The organism is Nostocoides australiense Ben110 (assembly GCF_001050535.1).
GTDB classification, from domain to species: domain Bacteria; phylum Actinomycetota; class Actinomycetes; order Actinomycetales; family Dermatophilaceae; genus Nostocoides_A; species Nostocoides_A australiense.
This window is the reverse complement of sequence record NZ_HG764815.1, coordinates 3,112,371-3,117,726: the sequence shown is the minus strand read 5'-3', so window position 1 is coordinate 3,117,726 and position 5,356 is coordinate 3,112,371. Positions and strand designations below refer to the sequence as shown.

The window sequence follows — 5,356 nt, the reverse complement described above, 5'->3', positions numbered from 1 at the left end:
CCCGCCAGCAGCGCGCGTATGCCGCTGCGGACTCCCGCATCACGCCCAAGAGCTTCGTCGCGCCCGACCTGAGCACGCCCGCGGCGAAGGCCGCCGCAGCGCGGGCGGGGGTCGACCTGTCTTCGCGCGCGAGCATCGACGCCGCCGACCGACGGTATGACGCCGCGCAACGCGCCGCGGGTGGCTGACCGTTAGCAGCCACCCCGCGACGGCAGGGGCAACCGGCCCCGAGGCTTTTCGTGCCTCGGGGCCGGTTCGCGCTGGCAGGATTGCCGGTATGCCGCCGCGTCGCCGAATCGCCCCCGCAGCCGGTGCCGACGCGCTGGCCGCGTGGCAGGCTGCGCAGTCCTCCGGGGCGGTGGTGAACCGCGAAGTTGTGGCCACGGCGGTGCGGTTCACGTTGGAGGAACTGGCCGTGCGTCATCCCGGACGCAGTGTGGAGGTGCGGGTGCCGCCCTACGGGGCGGTGCAGTGCGTCACCGGACCGGTGCACCGGCGCGGCACCCCACCCAACACGGTCGAGACCGACGCCGACACCTGGCTGGCGCTCGCCTCTGGCCGGCTGACCTGGGGCGCGGCCGTCGACGCCGGCCGTGTGCGGTGGAGCGGCATCCGGGCCGACCTTTCGGACTATGTGCCCGTGGTGGCCGAACCCCCCGGCGGACTGCCGGCCGGTTATGACCCCGACGGCTGATGAGCCGCGGACGCGGCGGTGGGCTGGGCCGTCTCGGACGCGTAGACCGTGACTCCGCCGGTCACGACCGTTGTCGCAAGGATGAGGGCGGCGAAGGCATTGCGGGCCTTGTCGATGGTGGACGTCTCGGACATGGTGGCGCTCCCTTCACGGGCCGGGCAGGTGGTCGGTCCTGATACCGATGAGCCTGAGGCTCCCTGCTGTGGCGTCGCTGTGCGGGGCCTGCCAATCGGTGTGGCCGTCATTCGCCCGGGTAGTGCACGCCGATCTGGGCTCGCACCTCATCGAGGGTGCGCATGACGGAGAGGGTCTCGTCGAGGGGCAGGAGCGGCGACTCGAGGGCGCCCGCATGCAGGCAGCGGGCGGCTTCGGCGGCTTCGAAACGCAGCCCGAAGTGCCGAGTGCCGAGGTCGTATTCCCAGCGTTCGAGTTCGGCGCCGCCGGAGTCGAGCAGTCGGACGGTGTTGGGCATGTAGAAGTCCCCGTCGATCTCGATGCGTCCGAGGTCACCCGAGATGGTGGCCGTGGTGGGCGTGCGCGCCCCCATCGTCGTGCTCAGCAGCGCGTGGGCACCGTCGCGGCCCGTTGCCACGATGCTCGTGGTGGCGTCGACGCCGGCATCGGTGAGCGTGCCGACGGCCCGCACGTGTTGGGGGCCACCCAAGACCATGTGGGCGAACGAGACCGGGTAGATGCCCAGGTCGAGCAGGGCGCCGCCGGCGAGCCCAGGGTCGGACAGGCGTTGCGGCCCCTCGGGCCAGAGGCGCTGGCCATGATCGGCGGTCAAGGTGCGGACCGAGCCCAGCCGCCCCGTCTCGATCAGCTGGCGGACCACGTCATAGTGCGGCAAAAACCGCGACCACATCGCCTCCATGCACAGCAGCCGCCTCGACCGGGCTTCGTCGACGATCTGAGCTGCTTCGACGGCGTTGCGCGTGAACGCCTTTTCGACCAGCACCGGTTTGCCGGCGCGGAGCGCGAGGAGGGCGTTCTCGTGGTGGGCCGAGTGCGGGGTCGCGACGTAGACGATATCGACGTCGTCGGCGTCCACGAGTTCCTCGTAGCTCCCGACTCCGTGTCCCGCGTCGTGCTCGGCCGCGAAAGCGACCGCCTTGTCCCGATCACGAGAGCCGACGGCCGTCACCGCGGACCGGGTGCCGGTGCCCACGGCATACGCGAAAGCGCGTGCGATCGAGCCGGCCCCGAGGATGCCCCACCGCACGGGCGGGGCATCCATCGGGTCCGGGATGCGGCTCTCGACGCGGGTCAACGCGCGGCGTGCAGCTTCGCGTTGTCGAGGATGCGGGCCGCGGACGCTGCCGTGCCGCCCGTGCGGGCAGACAAGAAACCGTTCTCGGCCGTGTGGGCCGGCTTGACGCGCTTGGTCAGCCAGTTGTCGAAGAAGGCGCTCAGCTCCTCACCGGAGATCCGCTCGGCGAGGGAGGTGAACTCGGGAATGCTGCCGTTGCCGCCCTTCTTGCTGGCGGTCCACGCTTTGAGGATCTTCGTCATGTCCTCCGCGCCGACGCGGTTGCGCAGGGCCGCCAGCGCCATGCCGCCGCGGATATAGACCTGCCACGCGAACTCGTTGTGGGCGCCCGGGTTGGAGATCGGGAGCTTCCAGAACTCGGCGTCACCTCCGAGCTCGGCGTAGTAGCCCTCGAGCAGCTGGTTGGTCGTGCCCTCGCCATGCTTGTCGGACCACAGAAACTCGGCGTAGGTCGCGAAGCCCTCGTTGAGCCAGATGTCGCGCCAGTTCTTGACACTCACCGAGTCGCCGAACCACTGGTGGGCGTTCTCGTGCGCCACGACATAGATATTGCTGCCGCCGCCCCAGAAGGACGGGGTGTAGACCGGCCGCTGCTGGGTCTCGAGCGCGAAGCCGGTGTCCATCGGGGCGAGAACGCCGCCGACCTGCTTGAACGGGTAGGGGCCGAACTGCGCGGCCGACCAGTTGATGACCTCGGGGGTGCGCAACAGATCCGTCCGGGCCCGGGTGACAGCCACATCGGACCGGCTCGCGGTGATGGCCGTGGTGTAGGGCCGCTGGTTTGCGGTGCCGGTCAGCACGTCATACTGCCCGATCGCCATGAAGGCCAGATAGGTCGCCATCGGTGACGGGGAGCGCCACTTCCACGTGTCCTTGGTCGTCCCGCTGGTCTTGCCGACGAAGTCTCCGGCACCGATGGCCTCCAGCCCCTTGGGCACGGTGAAGGTCATGTCGAAGCTCGCCTTGTCGCGCGGGTGGTCGTTGCTCGGGAACCACCAGGCGGCGATCTCCGGCTCACCCAGCGCCAGCGCCTCGGTGCCCGAACCGATCCAGGGCTTGATGCTGCCATACGACAGCTTGCTCGGGATGCCGGTGTACTTGACCTTGACCACCATCGTCGACCCGTTGTTGATCGGCAGCGAGGGCTTGACGACCAGCTCGTGCGGGTCGGGCTTGGCGAACTCGGCCGCCTTGCCGTTGACCGTCACCGACTTGGCCGTGAGCATCAGGTCGAGGTTGAAGGACGAGAGATCCTGGGTTGCCTTGGCCGTGATCACGGCCGTGCCGGTGATGCGGCCGGTGCCCGGAATGTAGTCGACGAAGAGGTTGTAGTTGGAGACGTTGTAGCCGCCGTTGCCGTAGGCCGGGTAGTAGGGGTCGCCGATGCCCCCAGCACCGGGGGAGGGGACGGCCGAGGCGGCGGTTGCCGTCAGCATGGCGACGGCCGAAGCCCCGGCGAGGCCGGCCGCCGTGCGGCGGCGACGAATCGATCCAGCATGCGTGCTCGTCATGGGTGGTCCTCCCTGTCGTGGAACGAACAGGTGACACACTAGGGGGCGAGGCCGACAACCGCCCGTGGCTGGCGGGGATGTCGGGTAACGCGTGCGTGAAAGGACGATCATGGCCCCCGGCTCGATGACGACCCGCGAACCCCGGGTGGTGGCCTTCATCGTGACCGGCGCGCTGCTGGGCTTCCTCCTCGGCGCCGGGATCTATCTCCTCGATGACAGCAACGGTCAGTACTCCGCACGCACCGCTTTCGGCTATCTCGCCGTCTTCGGGTTGCTCGTCGGGGCGCTCCTGGGTGCTTTCGCCGCGGCCATCGTCGCCGGCCGTCGTCGTTAGTGGGCTCAGCCGGCAGCGTCCGGACGCAACGTGACGAAGATGGCGCGAACCTCTCCGTCGTGCCACGTATCGGCTGTCGGCTCGGACCCGTAATCTGAGTTGGCGCGGGCCCCCCGAGGGGGCACGCCGAGTCGAAACGGAGCAGCTGATGGCGAAGGACGAGTCCGATTTCCGGACCGATGAGGATTCCGGGTATGCCGCGGGGTCGGGCCGCGTGGTCGGCCACGAGCGGGTGGTGACCTGGGCCGAAGAGACCCGGCGTTATCGCCGCACCCCCGGCGGCTGGTGGTGGCTGGCCCTGATCGCCATACCGTTGCTGCTCGCTGCGCTCGGGACGGCCTTCGGCGACGACGAGCCCAACACCAGGGCGGCGGGTTCGTCGACGACCTCGGTGACCCGCTCGGCAACGGCTTCGACCTCACCCGCCGAGTCCACGTCGCCGGCCACGTCCGAGAGCAGCAGTGGCGCCAGCACTGCAAGCGAGTCGGCCAGCTCGAGCACGGAGACGTCGGCGGCCGCCGATTGCGCTGGCCTCAAGGATGAGGTGGGCGCCAAGCTCGCCGACACCAACTTGTCGTTCCCCAAGTCGAACGCGGAGTTGAGCGCCGGCACGGTCTCGGCGCTCAAGGACGTCGCCGGGATGATCGCCCGGTGTCCTGACGCCAAGGTCACGGTGAGTGGCTACACAGACGCCTCGGGCTCGGCCAGCGAGAACCAGCGCATCAGTCAAGAACGGGCCGATTCCGTACGCCAGCTGTTGATCGACAACGGCGTTGCAGCGGACCAGGTCGCGGCCGTCGGCAGGGCCGCCGCGGAGCAGATCCCTGGCGGCATCGCCGCGAACCGGCGCTTTGAGATCACGGTGAAATAGGAGGCGACGATGGATTTCGTTACGGAATGGCTCTGGTATCTACTGGCGTTCGCGCTGGGCTCGCTCGTCGCCTATGTGGTCGCCGCGGCCACCATCAAGCCCACCAATGAGAACGAGGCGTTCGCCGACGTTCCCGAAACTCGTGCGATCGGAGACCGCTGATGAAGTGGTGGTTGTTCGTTCTGGCGTTCCTGCTGGGCGCCTTATTGACGTGGATCTATGTGGTCCGCCGCGCGACTCGCGAGGTGCGCATCCTCCAGGATGTGCCGGTCCGCGAGGGCGAGGCCGGCCTCGCCGCCGGTGCGGCGGCCGGTGCTGCCGGTGCGGCAACGATTGAGCGACCCGAATCCGAGGCAGTCGAGGTCGACGAGGTCGAGCAGCCGTCGACCGGCGCCGACGCAGACACCGTGGTCGATCTGCCCCCCGCGCCAGCGGCCGCCGCCGATCTCGACACGCCGGAGTCCGTACCCCCCGCCGGTGCGCTCGACCTCGACTCCGAGGCTCCCGCCCTTGACCTGGACGGTGGCGCCGATCTGGACGCGCCCAGTGTCGATGCGCCGAGCGCGGCTGCGCCGGCTATTGACCTGGATGGTGGCGTGGATCTGGACGCGCCCAGTGGGGCCGCGCCGGCCGCGGCTGCGCCGGCCATTGATCTGGATGGTGGGCTCGATCTGGA

The 5,356-nt window shown here is 69.4% G+C and carries 8 protein-coding genes and 1 pseudogene; 6 read left to right on the top strand and 3 right to left on the bottom strand.

All coding sequences use genetic code 11. The features are described 5' to 3' along the window. Positions 1–188, top strand: a pseudogene (locus tag BN11_RS23985) (SGNH/GDSL hydrolase family protein); the annotation flags it as partial. A gap of 89 nt (positions 189–277) precedes the next feature. Then, the gene (locus BN11_RS15085) at positions 278–694 is read left to right on the top strand and encodes a sterol carrier family protein (RefSeq protein WP_048699027.1); all 417 of its coding nucleotides are present in this window, start codon (positions 278–280) and stop codon (positions 692–694) included. Here the strand turns inward: BN11_RS15085 and BN11_RS22890 are convergent. From BN11_RS22890 to BN11_RS15075, 3 genes are all read right to left on the bottom strand, one after another. Next, on the bottom strand, positions 676–828 hold the full coding sequence (locus BN11_RS22890; protein WP_157044190.1) for a hypothetical protein: 153 nt from the start codon (positions 826–828) through the stop codon (positions 676–678). The two genes, BN11_RS15085 and BN11_RS22890, sit on opposite strands and share 19 nt — an antisense overlap. A gap of 107 nt (positions 829–935) precedes the next feature. Continuing rightward, a complete protein-coding gene (locus BN11_RS15080) occupies positions 936–1,931 on the bottom strand; it encodes a Gfo/Idh/MocA family protein (protein WP_048701621.1) in 996 nt (331 codons plus the stop codon). A gap of 29 nt (positions 1,932–1,960) precedes the next feature. Beyond that, positions 1,961–3,475, bottom strand: coding sequence for a M1 family metallopeptidase (locus BN11_RS15075; RefSeq protein ID WP_053084129.1), 1,515 nt, complete (start codon positions 3,473–3,475; stop codon positions 1,961–1,963). 109 nt (positions 3,476–3,584) lie between these two features. Between BN11_RS15075 and BN11_RS15070 the strand changes: the two genes are divergently transcribed. The 4 genes from BN11_RS15070 to arfC all read left to right on the top strand — a co-directional run. Further along, positions 3,585–3,809 carry a hypothetical protein gene (locus BN11_RS15070; protein WP_048699024.1) on the top strand — a complete coding sequence of 75 codons (225 nt, stop codon included), beginning with the start codon at positions 3,585–3,587 and terminating at the stop codon, positions 3,807–3,809. Between the two features lie 148 nt (positions 3,810–3,957). Beyond that, on the top strand, positions 3,958–4,680 hold the full coding sequence (locus BN11_RS15065; protein WP_048699021.1) for an OmpA family protein: 723 nt from the start codon (positions 3,958–3,960) through the stop codon (positions 4,678–4,680). Between the two features lie 9 nt (positions 4,681–4,689). After that, a complete protein-coding gene (gene arfB, locus BN11_RS24765) occupies positions 4,690–4,842 on the top strand; it encodes a channel accessory protein ArfB (protein ID WP_048699018.1) in 153 nt (50 codons plus the stop codon). After that, positions 4,842–5,356: channel accessory protein ArfC (gene arfC / locus BN11_RS23980; protein ID WP_456152340.1), on the top strand; the 515-nt coding region annotated here is incomplete at its 3' end. The genes arfB and arfC, both read left to right, overlap by 1 nt.